At 69.5% G+C, this 22648-nt stretch carries 21 protein-coding genes; 10 read left to right on the top strand and 11 right to left on the bottom strand.

The annotated features are described in order from the left end of the window. The first annotated feature begins 6 nt into the window (after positions 1-6). A complete protein-coding gene (locus IU459_RS24950) occupies positions 7-726 on the top strand; it encodes a TetR/AcrR family transcriptional regulator (RefSeq protein ID WP_195131993.1) in 720 nt (239 codons plus the stop codon). A gap of 22 nt (positions 727-748) precedes the next feature. Beyond that, on the top strand, positions 749-1183 hold the full coding sequence (locus IU459_RS24945) for a limonene-1,2-epoxide hydrolase family protein (protein ID WP_195131992.1): 435 nt from the start codon (positions 749-751) through the stop codon (positions 1181-1183). Positions 1184-1190: 7 nt separating this feature from the next. Here IU459_RS24945 and IU459_RS24940 read toward each other — a convergent pair whose 3' ends face one another. Further along, positions 1191-1463, bottom strand: coding sequence for a hypothetical protein (locus IU459_RS24940; protein WP_195131991.1), 273 nt, complete (start codon positions 1461-1463; stop codon positions 1191-1193). A gap of 86 nt (positions 1464-1549) precedes the next feature. Between IU459_RS24940 and IU459_RS24935 the strand changes: the two genes are divergently transcribed. From IU459_RS24935 to IU459_RS24920, 4 genes are all read left to right on the top strand, one after another. Next, positions 1550-1918 carry a DUF488 domain-containing protein gene (locus IU459_RS24935; protein WP_195131990.1) on the top strand — a complete coding sequence of 123 codons (369 nt, stop codon included), beginning with the start codon at positions 1550-1552 and terminating at the stop codon, positions 1916-1918. 266 nt (positions 1919-2184) lie between these two features. Then, positions 2185-3570: a PhoH family protein gene (locus IU459_RS24930; protein WP_195131989.1), complete on the top strand. Its 1386-nt coding sequence runs from the start codon at positions 2185-2187 to the stop codon at positions 3568-3570. A gap of 183 nt (positions 3571-3753) precedes the next feature. Continuing rightward, a complete protein-coding gene (locus IU459_RS24925; protein ID WP_195131988.1) occupies positions 3754-4332 on the top strand; it encodes an LGFP repeat-containing protein in 579 nt (192 codons plus the stop codon). A 97-nt stretch (positions 4333-4429) separates the two neighbouring features. Beyond that, entirely contained in the window at positions 4430-5287 is an 858-nt protein-coding gene (locus IU459_RS24920) for an acyl-ACP desaturase (protein WP_195131987.1), read from the top strand. Between the two features lie 68 nt (positions 5288-5355). Here IU459_RS24920 and IU459_RS24915 read toward each other — a convergent pair whose 3' ends face one another. Both IU459_RS24915 and glpX read right to left on the bottom strand, forming a co-directional pair. Then, entirely contained in the window at positions 5356-6759 is a 1404-nt protein-coding gene (locus IU459_RS24915; protein ID WP_195131986.1) for a class II fumarate hydratase, read from the bottom strand. 474 nt (positions 6760-7233) lie between these two features. After that, positions 7234-8277 carry a class II fructose-bisphosphatase gene (gene glpX / locus IU459_RS24910; RefSeq protein ID WP_195131985.1) on the bottom strand — a complete coding sequence of 348 codons (1044 nt, stop codon included), beginning with the start codon at positions 8275-8277 and terminating at the stop codon, positions 7234-7236. Positions 8278-8451: 174 nt separating this feature from the next. Between glpX and IU459_RS24905 the strand changes: the two genes are divergently transcribed. Continuing rightward, entirely contained in the window at positions 8452-9018 is a 567-nt protein-coding gene (locus IU459_RS24905) for a DUF4245 domain-containing protein (RefSeq protein WP_195131984.1), read from the top strand. Between the two features lie 12 nt (positions 9019-9030). On the opposite strand, the gene IU459_RS24900 is transcribed toward IU459_RS24905, so the two are convergent. The 4 genes from IU459_RS24900 to IU459_RS24885 are packed head-to-tail and all read right to left on the bottom strand — an operon-like array spanning position 9031 to position 11627. Then, on the bottom strand, positions 9031-9375 hold the full coding sequence (locus IU459_RS24900; protein ID WP_195131983.1) for a VOC family protein: 345 nt from the start codon (positions 9373-9375) through the stop codon (positions 9031-9033). Beyond that, on the bottom strand, positions 9372-9647 hold the full coding sequence (locus IU459_RS24895) for an exodeoxyribonuclease VII small subunit (protein WP_440446527.1): 276 nt from the start codon (positions 9645-9647) through the stop codon (positions 9372-9374). The genes IU459_RS24900 and IU459_RS24895 overlap by 4 nt, the downstream gene beginning before the upstream one ends. Then, positions 9619-10968 carry an exodeoxyribonuclease VII large subunit gene (xseA, locus tag IU459_RS24890; RefSeq protein WP_195131982.1) on the bottom strand — a complete coding sequence of 450 codons (1350 nt, stop codon included), beginning with the start codon at positions 10966-10968 and terminating at the stop codon, positions 9619-9621. Before xseA ends, IU459_RS24895 begins: the two co-directional genes overlap by 29 nt. Next, entirely contained in the window at positions 10965-11627 is a 663-nt protein-coding gene (locus tag IU459_RS24885) for a lipid droplet-associated protein (protein WP_195131981.1), read from the bottom strand. The genes xseA and IU459_RS24885 overlap by 4 nt, the downstream gene beginning before the upstream one ends. A gap of 285 nt (positions 11628-11912) precedes the next feature. On the opposite strand from IU459_RS24885, the gene IU459_RS24880 reads away from it, so the two are divergent. Next, positions 11913-12917, top strand: a complete 1005-nt coding sequence (locus IU459_RS24880; protein WP_195131980.1) for a 4-hydroxy-3-methylbut-2-enyl diphosphate reductase — start codon at positions 11913-11915, stop codon at positions 12915-12917. 454 nt (positions 12918-13371) lie between these two features. Here IU459_RS24880 and IU459_RS24875 read toward each other — a convergent pair whose 3' ends face one another. Next, on the bottom strand, positions 13372-14235 hold the full coding sequence (locus tag IU459_RS24875; protein WP_195131979.1) for a DUF6542 domain-containing protein: 864 nt from the start codon (positions 14233-14235) through the stop codon (positions 13372-13374). An 899-nt stretch (positions 14236-15134) separates the two neighbouring features. Here IU459_RS24875 and IU459_RS24870 point away from each other — a divergent pair. Both IU459_RS24870 and IU459_RS24865 read left to right on the top strand, forming a co-directional pair. Next, a complete protein-coding gene (locus IU459_RS24870) occupies positions 15135-16310 on the top strand; it encodes an exonuclease SbcCD subunit D (protein ID WP_195131978.1) in 1176 nt (391 codons plus the stop codon). Between the two features lie 263 nt (positions 16311-16573). After that, on the top strand, positions 16574-19870 hold the full coding sequence (locus tag IU459_RS24865; protein WP_195131977.1) for an AAA family ATPase: 3297 nt from the start codon (positions 16574-16576) through the stop codon (positions 19868-19870). Positions 19871-20066: 196 nt separating this feature from the next. Here the strand turns inward: IU459_RS24865 and IU459_RS24860 are convergent, their stop codons facing one another. The 3 genes from IU459_RS24860 to IU459_RS24850 all read right to left on the bottom strand — a co-directional run bounded on the left by IU459_RS24860 (position 20067) and on the right by IU459_RS24850 (position 22601). Continuing rightward, the gene (locus IU459_RS24860) at positions 20067-20609 is read right to left on the bottom strand and encodes a methylated-DNA--[protein]-cysteine S-methyltransferase (RefSeq protein ID WP_195131976.1); all 543 of its coding nucleotides are present in this window, start codon (positions 20607-20609) and stop codon (positions 20067-20069) included. Further along, positions 20606-22228: a DNA-3-methyladenine glycosylase 2 family protein gene (locus IU459_RS24855; protein WP_440446526.1), complete on the bottom strand. Its 1623-nt coding sequence runs from the start codon at positions 22226-22228 to the stop codon at positions 20606-20608. Before IU459_RS24855 ends, IU459_RS24860 begins: the two co-directional genes overlap by 4 nt. A gap of 169 nt (positions 22229-22397) precedes the next feature. Beyond that, on the bottom strand, positions 22398-22601 hold the full coding sequence (locus IU459_RS24850) for a YbdD/YjiX family protein (protein ID WP_228838474.1): 204 nt from the start codon (positions 22599-22601) through the stop codon (positions 22398-22400). Between the last annotated feature and the right edge of the window lie 47 nt (positions 22602-22648).

The raw sequence follows: 22648 nt of genomic DNA, 5'->3' as shown, positions 1-22648 counted from the left end.
TCGGTCATGCCGGCACCGACCGCCCTCGAACTGCTCTGGGGCACCCAACAGCGTCCGAAGCGCGGGCCGAAACCCGCGCTGTCGCTGGAGCGCATCGTCGCGGAGGCCATCGCGCTCGCCGACGCCGAGGGTTTGGCCAACTTGTCGATGCAGCGGCTGGCCGAGGGCCTGGGCTTCACGAAGATGTCGCTGTACCGCTACGTGCCCGGCAAGGCCGAACTCGTCGCGCTGATGCTGGACGCCGCGCTCGGCGCGCCTCCGGAGCTGGGGACGGCCGCGTCGGCGTCGGACGAGGAACCGTGGCGCGCTCGGCTCGGCTCCTGGTGCGAGACGCTCTACCAGCGGTTCCGCGAACACCCCTGGTCACTGGAGGTGTCGGTGGGGGTGCGGCCGATCGGCCCGAACGAGATGGCCTGGATGGAATCCGCGCTCGCCGCGCTCGCCGGGACCGGACTCACCAACGCCGAACGCCTGGACACCATCGTCCTGCTGACCGGCCACGCGCGGAGTCTGGTGCAGCAGGCGCGCGTGATGGACGCCGAGGCGCTCGAGAAACAGATCGCGGGACAGTTCGCCGACCTGGTCGCCGCCGCGGCCGAGCGATACCCGGAGTCGGCCGCCGCGTTCGCCGACGAGGGCGCGGCCGCGGGCGGGGAAGGCGCACTGAAGTTCGGCATCGGCCGGATCCTCGACGGACTTGCCGTGCTCATCGCGCGCCGCTGCTGACCGTGCGGCTTAGGCTCGGACCATGACCGACGAAACCGACCTGAAACAGGACTCGATCACCACGGTGCGGGAATTCTTCGCCGCGCTGGAGCTGGGGGCGTCCGAGGAAGCGATCGACCTGTTGCACCCGGACATCGTCTGGAAGAACACCTCGCTGCCCGACGTGAAAGGCGTCCGCAGGGTCGGCGGCATGCTGCGTGGCCTGCGTCGCGACTGGCTCGGGTTCGGCGTCGACATGCACCACATCGCCGCCGACGGCGACATCGTGCTCACCGACCGCACCGACTACCTGCGCTTCGGGCCGGTGCGCATCGGATTCTGGGTGACAGGCACGTTCGAACTGCGCGACGGCCGAATCATCCTGTGGCACGACCACTTCAGCTGGGAGAACTTCCTGCGCGGCACGGCTGTCGGCGTCGGGCGCGCGATACTGGCGCGGGGCACGGCCCGCGGCTGACCCGGGCTCAGGAGTGCCGGGCCAAGTACTCCAGGTAGACCGGCCGCAGCACCTCGGCGACCGCGCTGTCTCCCGCGTGGATGTAGTCGTCGATCATGGGCAGCACATACTTGATGTCCGCCTCGCTCTCGCCGACATTGCCCGCGGCGGCCTCCGCGGCCGGGATCGAGGTGAGCAGGCGCCAGAGGAACTTCACATCACCGCGCCGCACGGCCAGCTTCATCGCTCGGTCGTGCAACTCCTTCGACGAGAGCTTCTCCAAATCCTCGTTACCGGACATACCAGCGACTCTATCCGTCCGATCGGCCGACAGCGACCGCGTGGCGTATCCCGCCGCGGTGCCGGGGCCGTGCTGCGATGACTGCCATGACACTGCAACCGCCGCCCGGCTTCCGGGTGAAGCGCGTCTACGACACACCGGACCCGGACGACGGCACCCGCGTCCTGGTGGACCGGCTCTGGCCGCGCGGGATCAGCAAGGCGCAAGCGCGGGTCGATCGCTGGCCCAAGGAGCTCACCCCGTCCACCGAACTGCGGCGCTGGTTCCACGCCGACCGGGATGCCAGGGCCACCGAGTTCGCCCGCCGCTACCGGGACGAAGTCGCCTCGACGCAGGCTCAGCAAGATTTGCGGGAATTGCGCGCCTTGGCCGCCGAACGTCCGGTCACCTTGCTCACCGCCGTACAGGATCCGGCGCACAGCCATGTCACGGTACTGCTCGACCTGCTGCGTTGAGCCCTCGCGACGCTGCGGTTTACGACAAATTCACGGACATGCCTATCTGTCCCTGAGCGCGGAGGCGGGGTTCGCAGGTAGCGTCGGGTGTGCGGGCCGCGGCGGTGTGGCTCGTACGGGAGGTCCTGACCGTGACTGAGCTACTCAGTACGAGGGGGCCGGCACCCGGCCCTCGTGGCACCTGACGGCAACGTCGGGTCCATCAGGACGGACCGGTCCAGCGCGATCGTTCGTGCGAGTGCCGCACGAACACAGAGGAGCCCACCGTGACTGCTGCACGCTCCCTTTCCGCTCCCTCGGCGAACTCCCGCTCCGCGAAAGGCGGAGCCGCCGCGAAGGGGGCCCGCCCCTCGCAATCAGCCGGCAAAACCTTCGTCATCGACACGTCCGTCCTGCTGTCGGATCCTTGGTCCTTCACCAGGTTCGGCGAACACGACGTGGTCTTACCTCTGGTGGTCATCAGTGAACTCGAAGCCAAACGGCATCATCACGAGCTGGGCTGGTTCGCGCGGGAAGCCCTGCGCAACCTGGACGATCTGCGCCTGCAGTACGGCAGGCTGGATCAGCAGGTGCCGATCGGCACCGAGGGCGGAACGTTGCAGGTGGAACTGAACCACACCGATCCCGCGGTCCTTCCGGTCGGGTTCCGCACCGACACCAACGACGCCCGGATCCTGGCCTGCGCGCTCAACCTCGCGGCCGAGGGCCGGGAAGTGGTGCTGGTGTCCAAGGACATTCCGCTGCGGGTCAAGGCCAGCGCGGTGGGCTTGCACGCCGACGAATACCACGCCCAGGACGTGGTCACCTCGGGCTGGACCGGCATGGCGGAGCTGGACGTGAGCTCGTCGCAGATCGACCAGCTCTACGCCGAGTCGGTGATCGATCTCGACGAAGCGCGGGAACTGCCCTGCCACACCGGCATCCGGTTGCTCGGGTCCAGCTCCAGCGCCCTCGGCCGGGTCACTCCGGACAAGCGGGTGCAGTTGGTGCGCGAGCGTGAGGCATTCGGGCTCCACGGTCGCTCGGCGGAGCAGCGCATCGCGCTCGACCTGCTGCTGGACGAGAGCGTCGGCATCGTCTCGCTCGGTGGCCGGGCCGGCACCGGCAAGTCCGCGCTCGCGTTGACCGCGGGTCTGGAAGCGGTGCTGGAGCGGCGCACCCAGCGCAAGGTGGTGGTGTTCCGTCCGCTGTACGCGGTCGGCGGCCAGGAGCTGGGTTACCTGCCCGGCACCGAGAGCGAGAAGATGGGCCCATGGGCGCAGGCGGTCTTCGACACCCTCGACGGGCTGGCCAGCCGCGAGGTGATGGAGGAGGTGCTCAGCCGCGACATGCTGGAGGTGTTGCCGCTGACCCACATTCGCGGGCGATCGCTGCACGATTCCTTCGTGATCGTGGACGAAGCCCAGTCCCTGGAGCGGAATGTGCTGCTCACGGTGCTCAGCCGGCTCGGAACCGGATCGCGGGTGGTGCTCACGCACGACGTGGCCCAACGCGACAATCTCCGGGTCGGCAGGCACGACGGAGTCGCCGCGGTGATCGAGAAGCTGAAGGGCCACCCGCTTTTCGCGCACATCACCCTCACCCGCAGTGAGCGGTCGCCGATCGCGGCGCTGGTCACCGAGATGCTGGAGGAATACGGTCCCAACGCCTGACCGAGGCGCGCCGTCCAGCAGCGTGATTCACCTCCTATCCGGCGGTACTATCTGCCGCGATAGCTGTTCGGTATGACCCGGTGATCACTTGTCGATCACCGGGTCATCGCCGGCAGTCGGCCGAGGCTACCCGCGGCGTCACCGAGCCCGTGGTGTGCGGTAGCCCCTTGCGAGAGGATGGACATGCACCACTTCGCTCGACGAACGGCTGGATTCACCGCAGTGCTCGCCGCGGCAGGGCTGGTCGTGGCCGGCTGCGGGGACGACGAGGACGCGGATACCGCCGCGACCACGACCACCTGGATGACCACCATCGCGTCGCCGACCACCACCACCGCGGCCACCGCAACCGACGACGAAGATCGCAACACCACGGGCACACCGGGCGCCGCCGCGGAGGAGACCAGGATCATGACCCCGGCGGGCGAGATCACCGTCTCCGGCGACATCTATGACAAGTACATCCAGAGCGGCGGCCCGACCGGACCGCTCGGCCTGCCCCTGCAAGCGCAGGAGGACGGTCCCGACGAGGGCGACTTCCAGGACTTCGTAGGCGGCACGATCGCCGAGGCCAAGGATAGTGAGCCCTATGTCGTCTGGGGGGAGATCCGCAAGGCCTGGGAGGAGAACGGCGGCCCGGGCGGCAGGCTCGGCTATCCGATCAGCGACGAGAAGGACATCCCCGGCGGCAAGCAGAGCGATTTTACCGGCGGCACCATCACCTGGGTGGACGGTACTATCACCGTCACGCCGAAGTCGTAACCCGGTTTCCGGCGTCGGGGCCGCCGGGCGGTCCCGGTTTGCCAATCCGTCCCATCCATCCACCCCGCTTCGCGGGCCAAGCCGCTAGGTTGTCTCGGTGCAAACTCTCCTAACCGACCGCGAACTGCTCGAATCCCTCGCGGTGGACGTAGAACTGATTCTGCGCAAGCACATCGATGCCGCCGAGGGGTGGCAGCCGCACGACTTCGTGCCGTGGGACAACGGGCGCAACTTCGCATTCCTCGGCGGCACCGACTGGGCGCCGGAGCAGTCCGAGCTCAGCGAAACCGCCAAACTGGCCTTGACCGTCTCCGTGCTGATCGCCGACAACCTGCCCTCGTATCACCGTGAGGTGGGCAAGTATCTGCGCACCGGCGCGTGGTGGCGCTGGGTCGGCCGCTGGACGGCCGAGGAGAACCGGCACGAGATCATGATCCGCAACTACCTCATGGTCACCAGGGCGGTCGATCCGGTGGAGCTGGAGCGGCTGCGCATGGAGCACATGACCAAGGGCTTCCGCCGTCCGGCGCTGCACCTGCTCGACGTGCTGGCCGCCTGCGCGTTCGAGGAGGCGGCCAGCGCGGTCCGGCACCGCAACATCGCCGCCCTGCAGGAGAACCCGCAGGTCACCGCCATCGCCGAGCGGATCGCGCTGGACGACGAGCTGCAGTCCGTCGTCTTCGCCGACCTGATCGCCGCGGCTCTCGACCTGGTGCCGGACCAGGCCATCCGCGCCATCGCGGACCGGATCGCCGATTTCCAGGTCCCCTCCGTGACTATGCCCGACGGCCGAAGCAGCGACGACGTGCTCGCCGAGGCGGGCGTCTACGACCGCACCAAAGAGGGCGAGCTGGTGTTCGCTCCGCTGCTGAAGCGGTGGAACGTCTTCACCCGCACCGATTTCGGTCCGGACGGCCAGCTGGCCCGCGACGAACTCGCCCACCTGCGGGACTGACCGAAAGCTTTTTCCGCGGACGATCAACGCCACCTCGGTGACCGAGGTGGCGTTGCTTTCGGTGGAGCTTATTCGGCGTTCTTCAGCTTCGCCATGGCGAGCACGTCGAGGCGGCGGTCGAGTTCCTCCTCGGTCAGCTTCTCGTCGAGCAGTCCGCGGTCGATGACGGTCTGGCGAATCGTCTTCTTCTCCCGCAGCGCTTCCTTGGCGACCGCGGCCGCCTCCTCGTACCCGATGGCCGAGTTCAGCGGGGTGACGATGGAGGGGGAGGACTCGGCGAGGGTGCGCAGGTGCTCGACGTTGGCGACCAGGCCGCGCACACATTTATCGGCGAACAGCCGGGAGACGTTGGCCAGCAGGCGAATCGACTCCAACAGGTTGCGTGCCATCACCGGGATGTACACGTTCAGCTCGAAAGCGCCGCCCGCGCCTGCGAAGGCGACCGCCGCGTCGTTGCCGACCACCTGCGCGGCGACCTGGGTAACCGCCTCGGGCAGAACGGGATTCACCTTGCCCGGCATGATCGAGCTGCCCGGCTGCAGATCGGGCAGCTGGATCTCGGCCAGTCCGGTCAGCGGGCCCGAGCCCATCCAGCGGATGTCGTTGGCGATCTTGGTCAGGCTTACCGCGATCGTGCGCAGCGCACCGGAGGCCTCGACCAGACCGTCCCGCGCGGCCTGCGCCTCGAAATGGTCCTCGGCCTCGCGCAACGCGTCGATGTCGGTGGCGCGCACCAGCTCCGCGACGACCTTCGCGCCGAAGCCCTCCGGCGCGTTGAGCCCGGTGCCGACCGCCGTTCCGCCGATCGGCAGCTCGCCGAGCCGCGGCAGCGTCGCCATGATGCGCTCGATCCCGGCCGCCACCTGGCGGGTGTAACCGCCGAACTCCTGGCCCAGAGTCACCGGAACGGCGTCCATCAGGTGCGTGCGGCCGGACTTCACCACGGTGCGCCACTCGCTGGACTTGTCCAGCAGCGCCAAGCGCAGATGCTCCAGCGCGGGTACGAGATCCGTGATGACCGCCTCGGTGGCGGCGAGATGCGTTGCGGTGGGGAAGGTGTCGTTGGACGACTGCGACATGTTCACGTCGTCGTTCGGGTGTACCGTGACGCCCTTCGCCTTGGCCAGCGACGCGATCACCTCGTTGGCGTTCATGTTCGAGCTGGTGCCGGAACCGGTTTGGAAGACGTCGATCGGGAACTGCTCGTCGTGCTTGCCGTCGGCGATCTCGTTGGCCGCCGCGATGATGGCGTCGGCCTTCGCAGGATCGAGCAGACCCAGGTCGCGGTTCACCGTGGCACACGCGGCCTTCAGCAGGCCGAGCGCGCGAATCTGTGCCCGCTCCAAGCCGCGTCCGCTGATCGGGAAGTTCTCCACGGCCCGCTGCGTCTGCGCCCGCCACAAAGCGTCCACCGGAACCCGAACCTCACCCATGGTGTCGTGCTCGATGCGGTACTGAGTCTCCTCCGTCATATTTCCGACCTTATGCCGCACCCGCCCCCGATGGGGCTGCCACGCCTGAGGTCATTCGCACACCGGCGGCGGGCCGCACCCGGGAATAGGGCGTCGAAGGAAGCACCATCGGACCGAATGCAGTGATGCGAGTACTTATGAGCGCTGGCGAGGTCTGGCACGGTTCGACGGCCGTCGGCTCCACGAGAAGTCCCCTGCGATCCCCCGCGGCGTCCGCGTGTAGCCGCCAGCGGACGATCCCGTCGCCGCAACTCCGAAGGTTTGGCGCGAATGCTGAGGTCGGCGGATACGGCGATACGCGCCCACTCGGCCAATCTGCGGTTTTCGATCGCAGCGAGACCGGGCATTGTCCGTTCCCGGCCCGGCTCGTGTCGGAGTGGCCGTCGCGTCCGCGACGAAGTCGCTAGCGGCGGTCGCTCCGACACGAGCCATAAGTGGGCCGCGAACACGCAGCGCCGCAGGTGCTGCAAAAAGTTACGGCAGCGGCGGGACCGCGTGCTCGTCGCCGATGAAGTCGACCGACGAGTACTCGTGGAGCTTGGTCAGGCGGTGGTAAGCGTCGATCATGCGGACGGTGCCGGACTTCGAGCGCATGACGATCGAGTGGGTCGACGCGCCGCCGCCGAAGTAACGCACGCCGCGCAGCAGGTCGCCGTCGGTGATGCCGGTGGCGCAGAAGAAGATGTTGTCACCGGAGACCAGGTCTTCGGTGCTGAGCACGCGGTCGAGGTCGTGGCCCGCGTCGAGCGCCTTCTGCCGTTCCGCGTCGTCCTTCGGGGCGAGCATGCCCTGCAGCGCGCCGCCCATACAGCGCATCGCGGCGGCGGCGATGATGCCCTCGGGCGTGCCGCCGATGCCGACCAGGATGTCGGTGCCGGAGTCCGGGCGGGCGGCGGCGATCGCGCCGGCGACGTCGCCGTCGGAGATCAGGCGGATGCGCGCGCCCGCGTCACGCACCTGCTGGATCAGCTCGGCGTGCCGGGGACGGTCCAGGATGCAGACGGTCAGGTCGGACTTCGAGGAGTTCTTCGCCTTGGCGACCCGGCGGATGTTCTCGCCGATCGGGGCCGAGATATCGATCACATCGGCGGCTTCGGGGCCGACGGCGATCTTGTGCATGTAGAACACCGCCGACGGGTCGAACATCGCGCCGCGCTCGGCGACCGCGAGCACGGAGATCGCGCCGGGCACGCCCTTGGACATCAGCGTGGTGCCGTCGATCGGGTCCACCGCGAAGTCCACTTCCGGGCCGGTGCCGTCGCCGACGGCTTCGCCGTTGTACAGCATCGGCGCCTCGTCCTTCTCGCCCTCGCCGATGACGACGACGCCGCGCATGGACACCGAGCTGACCAGCTGCCGCATGGCGTCGACGGCGGCGCCGTCGCCCCCCTCCTTGTCGCCGCGTCCGACCCACCGGCCCGCGGCCATCGCCCCGGCCTCGGTCACGCGGACCAGTTCGAGTGCGAGGTTACGGTCGGGCGCCTCGCGGCGGCTGGGGTTGGGGGAAGTTGCCGTCATTGCGGGGTGCCTCCTGTGCGTCGGTACGTACCGGTCAATTGTCTCATTCGGTCCCCAGCGATGGAGTGAGCGGTCGCGCATCGACGTGGCACGGTCGTACACCCCTGGTTCGGGTGACCTGCGGGTGCTCGGGGTGCGCGGGTGCGCATCGCCGCACGAGTGGATACTGGGAGCGTGTCCTACCAAAAGCCACGCATCATGAACGACTACCGGGATCTGTTCTGGTCGCTGATCCCGCTGGTGCTGATCGCCGTGGTGTTCGCGGGCCTGGCCAGCCAGTGCAGTTTCGCCGCGAACGGTCCGACGCAGGGGAAGATCCCGCATTTCGACGTGCAGGCCGCGCTCACCGCCGACGCCCGATCCCTGCCGTTCCCGATCCGCAACCCGGCTGTGCCCGCGGACTGGACGCCGAACTCCGGCAGCCGCGAATCCATCGGCGGCACCGGCGGCGGACCGGTCAGCACCGTCGGCTACATCACGCCGCAGAGTACCTACATGCGGTTCACCCAGAGCAACGCGACCGAGGAGGCGCTGGCTCGGTTCGTGCTCGGATCCCGGTACGCCAGCGGCACCGAGCAGATCGGTGCGCAGAAGTGGATCGTCTACGCCGAAAAGGGTTCGGAGACCGCGTGGATCGCCGATCTCGGCCAGTCCCGTGTGCTGATCACCGGCGCGGGCAACCAGGCGGCCTTCACCACCCTGGCCCAGGCGATCACCGCCGCCCAGCCGCTGAAGCCCTGATTCGGCTGCCGGTCAGCGGTGGGTCACCACGTTGACGATGGTTCCGCTGGGGTCGCGGACGAAGAAGCGGCGTACGCCCCACGGCTCGTCGCGCAGGGAATAGACGATGTCGGCGCCCGCGGCGGTCATCGCCTCGTGTACGGCGTCGACATCGTCGACCTCCACGCTCATGTCCGGCTGTAGCTGTTCGGCGTCCGGGCCGACGAGCAGGACTTGGGCGGTCGGGTTGGATGGGGACGCCATCGTCACGACCCAACCCAGGTCCATCGCCTCTTGGAAGCCGAGCAGCCGGTAGAAGTCGCGGCTGGCGGCCAGGTCGGTGGTGCGGATGTCCGGGGTGGCGCGGCGGATGGTCATTCGCGCTGTTCCAGGTCGGAGCGGTGCAGCGCGTCCTCCACGCGTTTGCGCGCACCCGCCAGGTGCTCTTCGCAGCGGTTGGCCAGTGCCTCGCCGCGTTCCCACAGGGCGAGGGATTCGTCCAGGTCGAGGCCACCCTGCTCGAGCATCTTCACCACGTTGACCAGTTCGTCGCGGGCGCGTTCGTAGCCGAAGCCGGCGATCTCGGCCAGTTCGTCGGCGGGGTCGGCGCCCTTCGCCTCCTTATCCGCTGACTTGCCGGTCTCGGCCAAGGTCAGTTCCTCCCTGTGTCGGTGTCGTGCCGAGCGCCTCGGCGCCGAGCGCGGCGGCCGTGACGGCGCCGTCGGCGACTCGGATGCGCAGCTGGCTGCCCGGGGGAGCGTCCTCGATCGAACGCACCACCACCCGCTCCCGGCCGGTGACGCGCTGTACGACAGCGTAGCCACGGGCCAGCGTCGCGGCGGGTCCCACCGCCGTGAGTTTCTCCCGCAGATGCCCGGTCGCGGTGGATTCGGTGCGAATGGAGTGCTCGGCGCAGCGGCGCGCCGACGTGCGCAGACGATCGATCTCTTCCTGACGGCGGTCGATCTCGCGCAGCGGGTCGGCGAGCACCGGCCGTGACCGCAGCTGGGCGAGCGCGCTGGTCTCGCGGTCGACCCAGCCGCGCAGTGCGGCGGCGGCGCGGTCGCGCAGCTCACCGACGCAGGCCAGCTCGGCGGCGGCGTCCGGGACGATGCGCTTGGCGGCGTCGGTCGGGGTGGCCGCGCGCAGATCGGCGACGAAGTCGCTGAGCGGATTGTCGGGTTCGTGGCCGACCGCGCTCACGATCGGAGTCGTCGCGGCCACGATGGCGCGGCACAACGCCTCGTCGGAGAACGGCAGCAGGTCTTCCACGCTCCCGCCGCCGCGCGCGAGCACGATCACCTCGACGGCGGGGTGGCGATCGAGTTCGGCCAGCGCGGCGAGCATCTGCGGCACCGCGGTCGGTCCCTGTACGGCGGTGTTGCGGATCTCGAAACGCACCGCAGGCCATCGATTGCGCGCGACGCTCAGCACATCGCGCTCCGCCGCACTCGCGCGGCCGGTGATCAGGCCGATCGTCCCGGGCAGGAACGGAAGCGGGCGCTTGAGCCGGGGATCGAACAGGCCCTCGGCGTCCAGCAGCGCCTTCAGTCGCTCGATGCGCGCGAGCAGTTCCCCGATCCCGACCGGCCGGATCTCGAGCACGCGCAACGAGATCGTGCCGCGTCCGGTGAAGAAGGAGAGTTTGCCGTAGACCACCACCCGGCTGCCCTCATGCAGCGGGAGAGGGGAGTTGCGGATGAGGTCCGGATCGCAGGTCACGGAGAGGGACATGTCGGCGGACGGATCGCGTAGCACGAGGAACGCGGTGCGCGTGCCGGGGCGCAGATTGATCTGGGTGATCTGGCCCTCCACCCAGATGCTGCCGAGCCGGTCGATCCACTGTGCGACCTTGACGGCCACGGAACGCACCGGCCAGGGATGCTCGGCGGAGTTGGCCGGTGCGGCGGCGGGTCGGCCGGAGGTTTCCCGGCCAACCGTCGGCGAAGGGGGTGTCCGAGGGTCGGTCACTGGGCTCGAACGGTGGCGATCCGGTTCGTCAGCATGGTCACGAATGCCGCCCTGGCGCGGGTCTGCTGCTCGTACTCCAGCAGCGCGACGAGGTCGTCGACGGTCAGCATGCGCAGCCGGGCGCGCAGCTGGGCCAGGGTCATGTTGAGGTAGTCGTACCGGGTGGCGACTTCCGGTTCCACGATCTCGGGCGTGTCCGCGGCCGGCTTGGGATCCGAATCGGATTCCGCCTCAGCGGTTTTCGGCTCGGCCGGAGCATCGACGGTCGGCGCCGATGTGGTGTGGCCGTTGGTCTCGGTGGCGCGGGTGGCGTCGGCGGGGAAGGTTTCCGGCGTGCGGGCCGGGTCGGGCTCGTCGGCGGCGTAGAGGTCGAATCGGCTGGTGTGGTGAGCGGCGGGGCTCGCATCGTCGTCGAGGTCTTCGTCGAACGTGGCCCACTCCGGCTGTTCGACCGGGCGGTCGGACAAGCGGTCGAAAACCGTGTCGCCCTTCAGGGCCAGGCTGGTCACGAACTGCTGAACGTGCATCGTCGTCTGCAGCAGCTGACTGATGGCCGTGATCGGGAAATTCATTGCCGCCGTGGGTAGCCGGCGGGTTTCCTCGAGGGCGTATACGGCGGCGCCGGCGGCGACCCGGGCCAGAAAGGGTGGTCGAAACATGGTCCTAGCCTGCCCGAAATGGTGTGTTATGCAAAGGAGGGGTGTACGCCGTCCGAATATCCGTCCGCCCCGGCGCGTGGCGGATCGGCCGGAATTTCGCGGCGCTGCGCTCATATGCGGAGAATAGTCCGCTGGTACCGCCGCCGGCATTCGCCGCCGGTACCCGCGCGTCGCTGCCGCATGTTTCTCGGTGATCTTCCGGCCCAGCTCGCGGCCGGTGCGGCGGCGATGTGACGGACAACTCCCCGACGTGGCGAGCCCCCGGGCCGCACGTATCCTGTGGGCATGTCTTCGGCCATTCCCTTGAACGTCGGAATCGCCCGCTCGGCAGGCGTCGCGAACGCCGACGGCGGAAAGCGCGTACTGCTCGCCGAGCCGCGTGGGTACTGCGCCGGCGTCGACCGTGCCGTCGAAACCGTCGAGAAGGCGTTGGAAAAGCACGGCGCCCCGATCTACGTGCGCAAGGAGATCGTGCACAACCGGCACGTTGTGGAGACGCTGCGCGAGCGCGGCGTGGTCTTCGTGGACGAGACCGACGAGGTCCCCGAGGGTGCGGTCGTCGTCTTCTCCGCGCACGGCGTCTCCCCCGCTGTGCACGAGTCCGCCGCGGCGCGCAGTCTGCACACCATCGACGCGACCTGCCCGCTGGTCACCAAGGTGCACCAGGAGGCCAAGCGGTTCGCCCGCGACGACTACGACATCCTGCTGATCGGCCACGAGGGCCACGAGGAGGTCGAGGGCACCGCCGGTGAGGCGCCCGAGCACGTCCAGCTGGTCGACGGGCCGGACGCGGTGGACAAGGTCACCGTGCGTGACGAGTCGAAGGTGATCTGGCTCTCGCAGACCACGCTGAGCGTGGACGAGACGATGGAGACGGTGCAGCGGCTGCGGCAGCGTTTCCCCGGCCTGCAGGACCCGCCCAGCGACGACATCTGCTACGCCACGCAGAACCGTCAGGTCGCGGTGAAGGCGATGGCGCCGGAATGCGACCTGGTGATCGTGGTCGGCTCCCGCAACTCCTCGAACTCGGTGCGCTTGGTCGAGGTCGCGCTCGGGGCGGGCGCCAAGGCCGCCCATCTGGTGGACTTCGCTCGCGAGGTCGACCCGGCCTGGCTCGATGGCGTCCGCACGATCGGCATCACCTCGGGCGCGTCGGTCCCCGAGATCCTGGTCCGCGGCGTTCTGGACATGCTGGCCGAGCACGGCTACGGCGATGTCCAGCCGGTCACCACGGCCAACGAGACGCTCGTCTTCGCGCTGCCGCGTGAACTGCGCGAGGCCCGCCGCTGACCGTGTTCGATGTGCAGCGCCTGCGGTGCTGCCTGTTCGCAGCGCCCTGACCGATAAAAGTCTGGGCGGGTCGGACGAGTGCCGCTGCCGACTTCGGCGCGGACGCGTCGGTCACTCGGATACGAGCCGGTCGCGAACCGGGGAAGTGCTAGATGCCGCTGCGCTCGGGAATGGGCTGGCGCTGATGTGGTTGCATGTGTGACCTCACGAGACCAGATGTTCGCCGCCTTTTGGTGGCCGCGGTCGGATGGGTTCGCTGGTGACTTCCTCGCGGACGCGACGGCGATCAGACGCGAGTAGGGTGCCGGGGGTCGATTAGATCGTGTCCGCGGGACAACAGCACCACAGGTGCGAAGCACGCTTGCTGTTCTGGCGAATGTCACCCGAGTCGTCGTATGCGAGCCGTCGCCGTCGCGAGGACCACAGCCCGGCAGCGGGCTCTCACGAGAGGCGGCTACAGATTCTCCGGCCTGCGTCGCTCGGTGCGGCTCGAATCACGCTCGCGATAGCGGACATTGGGCTGCGGATGCGGCGGGATGTCGCGGCGTCCGCTCGGCGCGCGCGGTGGTTCGCCTTCGGTGCGCGGCATCGCCCCGGTCGGTCGGGCGCCGCGTGCCGGGGTGCGACCTTCGCGCGGCCGGGACGGCGCGACCCGGGGCGGTGCGTCGGCGACCTGAGCCGCTGGCCGGCGGGCCGGGCGGGGGGCGGGGTCTCCCAAGTCGTCGGGGTCGGGCTCGTCCGGATCGGGTCGCGGGCGGCGGGCTTTGCGGCGCGCCGCCTCCGCGAGCGTGCCAGGGGAGCGACTGGGCTTGCTCTTCTTGACGGGCGGTTTCCCCGCGCTCGCGCCGCGGCGCACGGGGAGCGGCCGGCTCGCCTCTTCCTCGCGCCGGCGCATCAGGATTCGGGCGCCGCCGATCAGCGCGACGACGACCGTGGCCAGCATCATGGTCGGGAAGCGGTTCACCAGCGGGATCGCCAGGTTCAGCAGGATGTCCTTCATCGAGGTCGAGCCGCGCCCGGTGAGCTGTTGATAGGCCAGTGGCACGGCGACGAACAGCAGCAGCGGCGGCAACACCATCGTGCTGAACAGCCCGCGGTAGCGCACGGCTGCGACGGCCGCCACGCACCCGACGATGTACAGCGCGGCGAACGTGCCGGTCAGCTCGCCGCCTCCGCCGACGGCATCGATCAGGAATCCCACAAACGTGCAGGCAACCGCGACCACGACCGCCGCGCCGACGGGGATCCCCGGCACCGACGGCAGGATCGAGCGTTGCGGCGCGGGAACCCGGGATCGCGCACGTTCGGAAGCAGCCACGCTATGCACCCTAGTTGCCGCCGCGTTCGGCGGCGTGGCGGCACGGCCATAGTGACCATCGGGCGGCTCCACCGAAGCCATGGTGTAGCTGAAAGCCTCGACCGCCCTACCCACTTGGTCGCCCGTCCGGTCCGGGCTGCTCGCCGGTCAGCCGGGCGAGTGGTACGGCTCACAGCCGGGGCGCTGCATCTTGGGTCGTCGCGCCCACTTGGGTCCACGGGGGCCTGCGCTGTGGCTCGACCTGCTGGGATCGGTGCTGCCAACGTGTCGCCCCACCGCGCGCAGCGATATCACCATCGCGCCGAGGCCGAGGGATGCCTGCGCGTGACGGCGCGTCGGCGGCACCGAGCGGATGCCTGCGCGTGGCATCTGCGTCGGCCGCAGCTCTGTGGATGCTGCGCGTGGTGTCCGCGCCGGCCCGCTGGGCGACTGCGGTGGCAAGCGCTGGTTGTGGGCCGACGTAGCGAGGCAGGTGTTCGCCGCTGTGGCGCGGTGCGTGGCCGGCGCGGCATGCAAGCCAGTCGAGGCCGAATCGGAACCGGCCGCGGATACCAGCGTCAGGGTGGCGAGCGTCGGTGCGGTCATAGCGCGGATAGTGCCGCATGCCACCGACAAGAACGAGCGCGAGCAACCCTTCGGTATTGTGCCTGCGGCCCACTCTGCCAACGGATCGCCGTCCAATCGCATAGCACTCGGCAACTCGGCATATGGAGTCACCAGCATCCCGGCGCTCGGGAAGCCAAGGTATGTGTGGTAATTCGATTCGCGGGACGAACCGAGGTCGTGCGATTGAACACGCCGCTCGGCTTGGCGGACACGCCGTGCGGTGGCTGGGCAAACCCGACACAGCGGGCGGGGCGATTGAAGTCTGTCGGTGGGTTGCCCTACGGTTTCGCGGCATGCGGATGCTGCACACCTCGGACTGGCACATCGGGCGCACGTTCCACGGTGTCGATCTGCTTGCCGACCAGGCTCGTTCATTGACCGCCATCGCGGAGCTGGTGGCCGAGGAGTCGGTCGACGTGGTCGTGCTGCCGGGCGACGTGTACGACCGGTCGATCCCGAGCGCCGACGCGATCGCGGTGTGCAACCGGGGATTCGAGGCCATCCGTGCCGCGGGGGCGCAGATCGTCGCCACCTCGGGCAACCACGATTCGCCTGCCCGGCTGGGCGCGGGCGCCAGTTTCGCCGCCGCGGGCGGGTTGCATTTGCGCACTACAGTCGCCGATGCCGATCGACCCGTTCTGCTCCAGGACGAGCACGGGCCCGTCGCGTGTTACGGCATCCCGTACCTGGAACCGGAGATCACCCGCGCCGAACTCGATGTGCCGCAGGCTCGCTCGCACGCCGAGATCCTGGACGCGGCCATGGCACGCATTCGCGCCGACATCGCGCGGCGGCCGGGGGTGCGGACGGTCGTGCTGGCGCATGCCTTCGTCGTCGGCGGTGCGGCCACCGGGTCGGAGCGGTCGATCTCGGTCGGGGGAGTGGAGACGGTGCCGTTGGCCGCCTTCGAAGGCATCGACTATGTGGCGCTCGGCCACTTGCATTCACCCCAGACACTGGCGGAGTCGGTGCGCTACTCCGGCTCGCCGCTGCCGTATTCGTTCGCCGAGAACTCGCATCGCAAGGCGGTGTGGATCGTCGATCTGGACGCGTCCGGCTTGGATACGGTGCGGCGCCGGGATCTACCGACGATCCGCGGACTGAGCAAACTCACCGGAACCCTGGACCAGTTGCTGAGCGGCGAGGAGCACACCGTGGCCGAACAGCACTACGTGTCCGCGGTGCTCACCGACATCGCCCGCCCGGTCGATGCCATGCGCAAGCTCAGAGAACGGTTCCCCTACGCTGTACACGTGGAATGGGCGCGGCCCGAGGGCAATCCGGAGCTGCGCTACCGTGAGCGGGTGCACGGCCGCCGCGACACCGAAGTAGCCCGCAGCTTCCTCACCGACGTGCGCGGCGCACCGACCTCGAGCGAGATGACGTGGCTGGATCGTGCGCTCGCCGCCGCCGTCGCGGAACGGGAGCAGGTGACCGTGGTCAGCGCGCCCGAGGAACTGTCCGCATGAGCGAGCGCAGTGAGCGAACAATCGACATAGCCGAGCGCAGTGAGCGAAGAGTTGACGTAGCCGAGCCCTCGCTCGTGACGGAGCCGAGCGCCAGCGAGTTGGAGTCATGAGCGAGCGCAGCGGGCGAACAATCGACATAGCCGAGCCCTGGCTCGTGACAGAGCCGACCACCGGCGAGGTGGAATCATGAACGTGTCCGCCGAACGAGTCGAAGTTTCGACCGAGCGTTCGCAGCTGCTGGGACCAGGCGTAAGCGCGGCGGCATGAGGTTGCACAAGCTCGAGATGACCGCGTTCGGCCCGTACGCCGACACCACGGTCGTCGACTTCGACGCGCTCGGCGCGGACGGGCTGTTCCTGCTGCACGGCCAGACCGGAGCGGGGAAGACCACGGTGCTGGACGCGATCGCGTTCGCTCTGTACGGCAAGGTGCCCGGTGCGCGCGGCGAAAGCAAGCGGTTGCACTCCGACCACGCCCCGGAAAACACGCCGCCGCAGGTACTGCTCGAAGCGACCTTGGGCGGTCGGCGACTGCGGCTTACCCGCAGCCCCGAATTCGAGCGCCCCAAACGAGACGGCACCGGCGTGCGCACCGTGCCGGCCAAAGCCACGCTGACCTGGTTGGACGGCCACGGCGAAAATCTCTCTCGAATAGTGGATATCGGCGACGAAGTCCATCGTCTGCTCGGTATGAGCGCCGACCAGTTCTTCCAAGTCGTGCTGCTGCCACAGGGCGATTTCGCCCGTTTCCTGCGATCGGACAACGAAGACCGCGAAAAGCTGCTCGAGAAACTCTTCGACACCAAGCGTTTCGGCACGGCCGAGCAGTGGCTCGCCGACAAACGCCGCGCAGCCGAAGCCGAACTGGACACACGCACCGAGGGGATCAAGCGACTGATCACCCAGGTCGGCATGGCAGCCGGAGTCCCGGATTCGATCGGGATCGCGGAATCGGTCACATGGTCCCAGGATCTGCTGTCCGCCGCCCGCGCCGACCTCGTGGCCGCCGTCACCGCGCTCGAACGCTGCCAGCAGGAGTCGGCGCGGATCCGCGAGCAGGCCGAACAACAACGTCGACTGCACGAACTGCACCGCCGCATGGCCGCGGCCCGTCGGCAACTGGACGATTACGCGGCCGACGCCGAACGGCGCGGCGCGCTGCGAGCCGAACTCGAACTTGCGCGCCGGGCCGAGCCGGTCGCTGCGGCCATCGACGAGGCGCGCGTGGCGGTCCGAGCCCAGCGGCAGCGAGACAGCGAAGAACTCAGCGCGGCGAGCCGTTTGGCCGCCCGGCTGCGGGAACCGGCGAGCGCCGACCTCGGCGGCGCCGAATTGCTCCGGTCCGATGACGACGCCCACGTGCGTGACGACGCCGACATCGACGCGGCGATCCAACGCTGGAGCGGACAGATCGGCGCTCTGGACGAAGTGCGGGCGGACGCGGCCACGGCCACGCGACTGGGTGACGAGCTCGTCGCGCTGCGCGCCGAGGACACCACGCTGGCCGAACGCATCATCGAACTCACCGCGCGACGCGACCGATTGCCCGCCGCGCTCGCCAGCGCGGAGACCAGATCGCGCGAGGCGACCGAGGCGGCCGCGGCGCTGCCCGGCCTGACCGCGGAAGCCGAGCGACTGCAGAACGCGGCGACAGCCGCCGTCGAACTGGCCGCACGCCGAACGGCGCTCGATCACGCCAGGATCGAATTCGACACCGCCCGCGCGGCGCACCTCGACGCCAAGGAACTCGTGCTCGACCTGCGCGAGCGCAGGCTGTCCGGAATGGCTGCCGAGTTGGCCGGTGGACTGGTCGCCGGAAATCCGTGCGCGGTCTGCGGTTCCGCCGATCATCCCGCGCCCGCCCAGCCCACCGCGACCGCGGTGTCCAAGGACGAGGAGGAGGCCGCCGCGGCCGCCGAGCGCGCGGCCGAGGACACCCGCGACCGTGCGCTGGCCCGTATCACGGGGTTGGAGCGCGAGATCGAAGCGCTGGTCGCGCGCGGCGGCGACACCGACCGCGTCGAACTCGCTGCCGCACTGCGCGCCGCGACCGACCGCTACGAGGACACCGCAGAACTGGCCGCGCACGCCGACGACTTGAACGGCGAGCTCGTCCGTCTGCGCGATGACGAGACGCGGCTGCACGACGAGCTGCGCGAATGCGACGCCCGCCGCAGCGCGGTCGCCGCAACCATCGCCTCCGCGGAGGAGCGATCGACCGAGCTCGACGAACGTCTGCGTGTCGCCGCCGGTACCGACCAGACCATCGAACGCCGGCGTGCCCGGCTCGCCGCCCTCGTCGCCGAGGCGTCCGCCCTGCGCGACGCCCGCGCGGAGGCGGAGGCGGCGCGTGAGCAGGTCTCGGTTGTTGCCGGTCGCGTCGAAAAGCTCGCCCGCGCGGCCGGTTTCGTGCCAGAAGGGCAGGTCGTCGACTCCCCGGCCGGTGTCGGTCTTTCCGTACCGGCAACACGCCTGGATGTCGCGGACGAGCGCGCAGGACAAGTCGGCGATTCCGCGTCCGGTATCGGCGGCTCGCTACCCGCAACACGCCTGGCGGGCACTACGGAAGGGCAGGTGGAGAGCACGGGCTGGTCCGGCGACGACGCTGCTGCACCGGTGGAAGCCGGCGACCCGGATTCCGGCGTAGTGCGTCGTGAGACCGCGGCGAGCGGTACGCGCGATGACGTCGCGTTGCTGGCCGCATACGCGAAGGTCGCCGCCGCCGCGTCCCGTACGCCCGAACGACAGGCCGAGATCGAAGCCGAACTCCTGGTGGCCGACCGAGCCCGCGCCCACGCGGAAGCCGTTCTGGCGGAACCGGAGATCCAGGCCGCGGCGGCTTCGCAGCCCGGTGACCTGACCGAACTCGACGCGCAGGCAGCGGCCGCGCAGAGCAGCCTGAACGCCGCGGTGGCCGCCCATGCCGAAGCCGGCAGGCGGGCTAGCCAGCTCGAGGAGCTGGGCGGTCAGCTCTGGGCCGCCGTCGACCGGATCGCACCGGCTCAGCAGGCCTTCGAGGAGTTGAAGGGACTCGCCGACGTGGTCGCCGGGCGCGGCGCGAACAACCGGCACATGTCCCTGCACTCCTACGTCCTGGCCGCCCGCCTGGAAGAAGTAGCGCAGGCCGGGTCGTTGCGGTTGCGCAAGATGTCCGGTGGCCGTTACGAATTCGTCCACTCCGACAAGGCCGGTCCGCGTGGTCGCCGCGGCGGGCTCGGCCTCGATATCCGCGACGACTACACCGGTGCCATCCGCCCCGCCAAAACCCTCTCCGGCGGCGAAACCTTCATGGCCTCACTGTCATTGGCGCTCGGTTTGGCCGACACCGTCGCGGCCGAATCCGGAGGCGTCGTCCTGGACACCCTGTTCATCGACGAGGGCTTCGGCGGCTTGGACGCCGACAGTCTGGACGCCGTCATGGGCGTTCTCGACGAACTCCGCGCCGGTGGCCGGGTGGTCGGCGTGGTCAGCCACGTAGACGAAATGCGCCAACGCATCCCCAGCCGCCTGCACGTCCTCCGCGGCCGCACCGGCTCCCGCCTGCAAGCGACCATCGCCTGACTCGCGCCGTCCGCGTCCTGTGTGGCTGATGGATCGGTGGACCCGGCTGACCGCATACCGTGCTCATGCTCGGCACCGCGGAGGTGATGCCAGGCGGACTAGCGTTGTCGGGCAGTGCACTCGCCGCACCCGCGATCGCGTGCGCGGTGGGACCGATGTGGCTGTCCTCGAGCTGAGCCGGCGCGGTCGAGGACCCTCACCCCTCGTGGTCGAGTAGCCAGCGCTTCACCGGCAATCCCCAGCGGAATCCGCCGAGAGCGCCGCCGATCCGCAGGATTCGATGGCAGGGCACGAACAGGGCGGCGGCGTTGCGGGCGCACGCGTTGGCGGCGGCGCGCGTGGCGTCGGGGCGGCCGGAGCAGGCGGCGAACTCGGTGTAGGTGAGCGGGCTGCCCGCCGGCACCCTGCGCAGCACCTCCCAGGCGTGCGCGAGGAACTCCCCGGAGCGTTGGCGAACCGGAATCGGATCGATCGCCGTGAGATCGCCCTCGTGATAGGCGATCACGGCGCTGGTCACGTCCCCCAGTGAATCGCGTTGCCGCAGCCGGTCAGGGCGCAGCGTGGGATGAATCAAGCCGCGCAGGTTCTCCGCATCGGAGGTCCAGCCGGAGGCCAAGACCGCGCCCTCCGCGTCGACGAGCGCGGTGAACGGTCCGAGCGGAGTGTCGGTGATCGCGAAATGCGCTGTAGAAGTGACCTTTCCGCCGATTGCGGAGGGAATGGTGCTGGTGGCGTTCATGCTTCGACACTGCCTTTCGTGGTGGCGAGCGCGGGGACTTCGGTGGATGTGGCGCGGTCGGTCAGGGCCGCTTTCCAGAGGTGCATCGACAGGTACGACCGCCACGGCGCCCAGCGCGCGGTATCCGTCAGATCGATGCCCAGTAGGGTCGCGCCTTGGCGGACGACCAAATCGGTGCTCAGCAGGACGTCCGGGTCGGCGAGCAGGCGCATGGCCACGTAGTCGGCCGTCCACGGCCCGACGCCGTCCAGCGCGAGCAGATCGCGGCGCAGGTCGGCTGCGGTACGCCCCTGGTGCAGCAGCAGTTCTCCGGCGGCGAGCGCCTCCGCGGCAGCGACGATGGAGCGGATCCGTCGCGCCGGGCCGGTCAAGACTTCGGCGCCGCGCTCGGCGATCACCTCCAGTGTCGGGAACAGCAGCGGGATCGGACCGTCGACGCGCTCGCCGAGCGCCTCGACCAGCCGCGCGGTGTGCGTGGCCGCGGCGGCGACCGAGATCTGCTGCCCGATCATGGTGCGCAGCAACAGTTCCGCTCCATCCAGGCAGCCGGGTACCCGGATACCCGGCGTGAACGACGGGCGCCTCGCGCCGAACCGGTCGGCGTCGGGTATCGCCTCGGCGTCCGGCGGCGAGCCCGCACCGGCATCCGGCAGATATTCGGTGTGGTGCTCCGACAACCGTTCCGAAGACGGCCCGTGCGCCCCTGGCCCGACGCCGAGCGCCTCATCGATCCCCACCGGGTCGGCGTCCAGATCCAGCAGATGCCGCAGCCGCGCCACCGTCGGCGCCAGATCGCGCATGTCCTGCAAAGACAACTCGGCCCGCACGTGGTCGCGCTGGAAACCCAGCCGCACTGTGGCGTGCCCGTGCGGCGTGCGGAGATTTCTCGTGTAGGCGCCGCTGTCCCACAGCTCCATGCCGGGCACGACGTGCGCGGACAGGAACCACTCCAGCCACGCGCGGTCCAGCGGTTCCCGGTAGGGCAGCCGCAGCGTGAGCGAGCCGTTGCCTGCGGGCGCCGGACGGCCGGAGGTGCCCGATTTCGCGCGCTGGGCCTCGGTCCGCATGGTGGTGGGGCTGACCGCGAACACCTCGCGCACCGTGTCGTTGAACTGGCGGATGGAGGCGAACCCCGCCGCGAACGCGATATCGGACATGGGCATCGTGGTGGTCTGGATCAGCAGCCGCGCGGTGTGCGCCCGGTGCGCACGAGCCAGTGCCAGCGGTCCCGCGCCGAGCTCGGTGGTCAGCACCCGGGTGAGCTGCCGCTGCGAATAGCCGAGCGTGGCGGCCAGCGCAGGCACCCCGCCGCGTTCGATGACGCCGTCACCGATCAGCCGCATGGCCCGCGCGGCCAGATCCGCCCTGGTGTTCCACAGCGGCGAACCCGGTGCGGCGTCCGGCAGACAGCGGCGGCAGGCCCGGTAGCCTGCCTGCTGGGCCGCGGCGGCGGTCGGTAGGAACGACACGTTGGCCCGCTTCGGGGTGATCGCCGGACACGAAGGGCGGCAATAGATTCCGGTGGTCCGCACCGCGGTGAAGAATTGCCCGTCGAATCGCGAGTCCCGGGTCGACACCGCCCGATAGCACCGTTCGAAATCCAATGCCGTGATCGTCACGCCCACCACAATGTCAGCTACGGCGGACCCATGCTAGCGGAAATCCGCCATCGTCGCCGGGGCTGTCGCCACTTCGCACAAGCGTCATGACATCGCACCATGTATGCGCGGCGGGCAGTAGTGCGAAGCACCAAAACGTCGTGCGGCGGCACGCGCCAAAAAAGTTCGCTCAGCAGCAGCGGTTGGCCGGATTGCGATCCGCCTCGGCATGCCGCTGCCGCCAGTACTCCCGTTCGGTCGGGATCGGGCACTCCGGGTGCCTGCGGCGCAGGTGCTGGACGTAGCGCTGGTAGTCCTGTCCGCCCAGGATCGAGTTGAACCACCAGATGCCGGCACGAACGCCGTCCCCGCAGGCACGCGCCGTGGCGCGCAGCCGGGTGCCGGCCGGTCGCGCGGACCGGTCGGCACCCGTGGCGGAAG

It is taken from the genome of Nocardia amamiensis (genome assembly GCF_015477605.1).
Lineage (GTDB): Bacteria > Actinomycetota > Actinomycetes > Mycobacteriales > Mycobacteriaceae > Nocardia > Nocardia amamiensis_A.
Note: the sequence above shows the minus strand (reverse complement) of the source record. Positions and strands in the feature narration are given on the sequence as shown.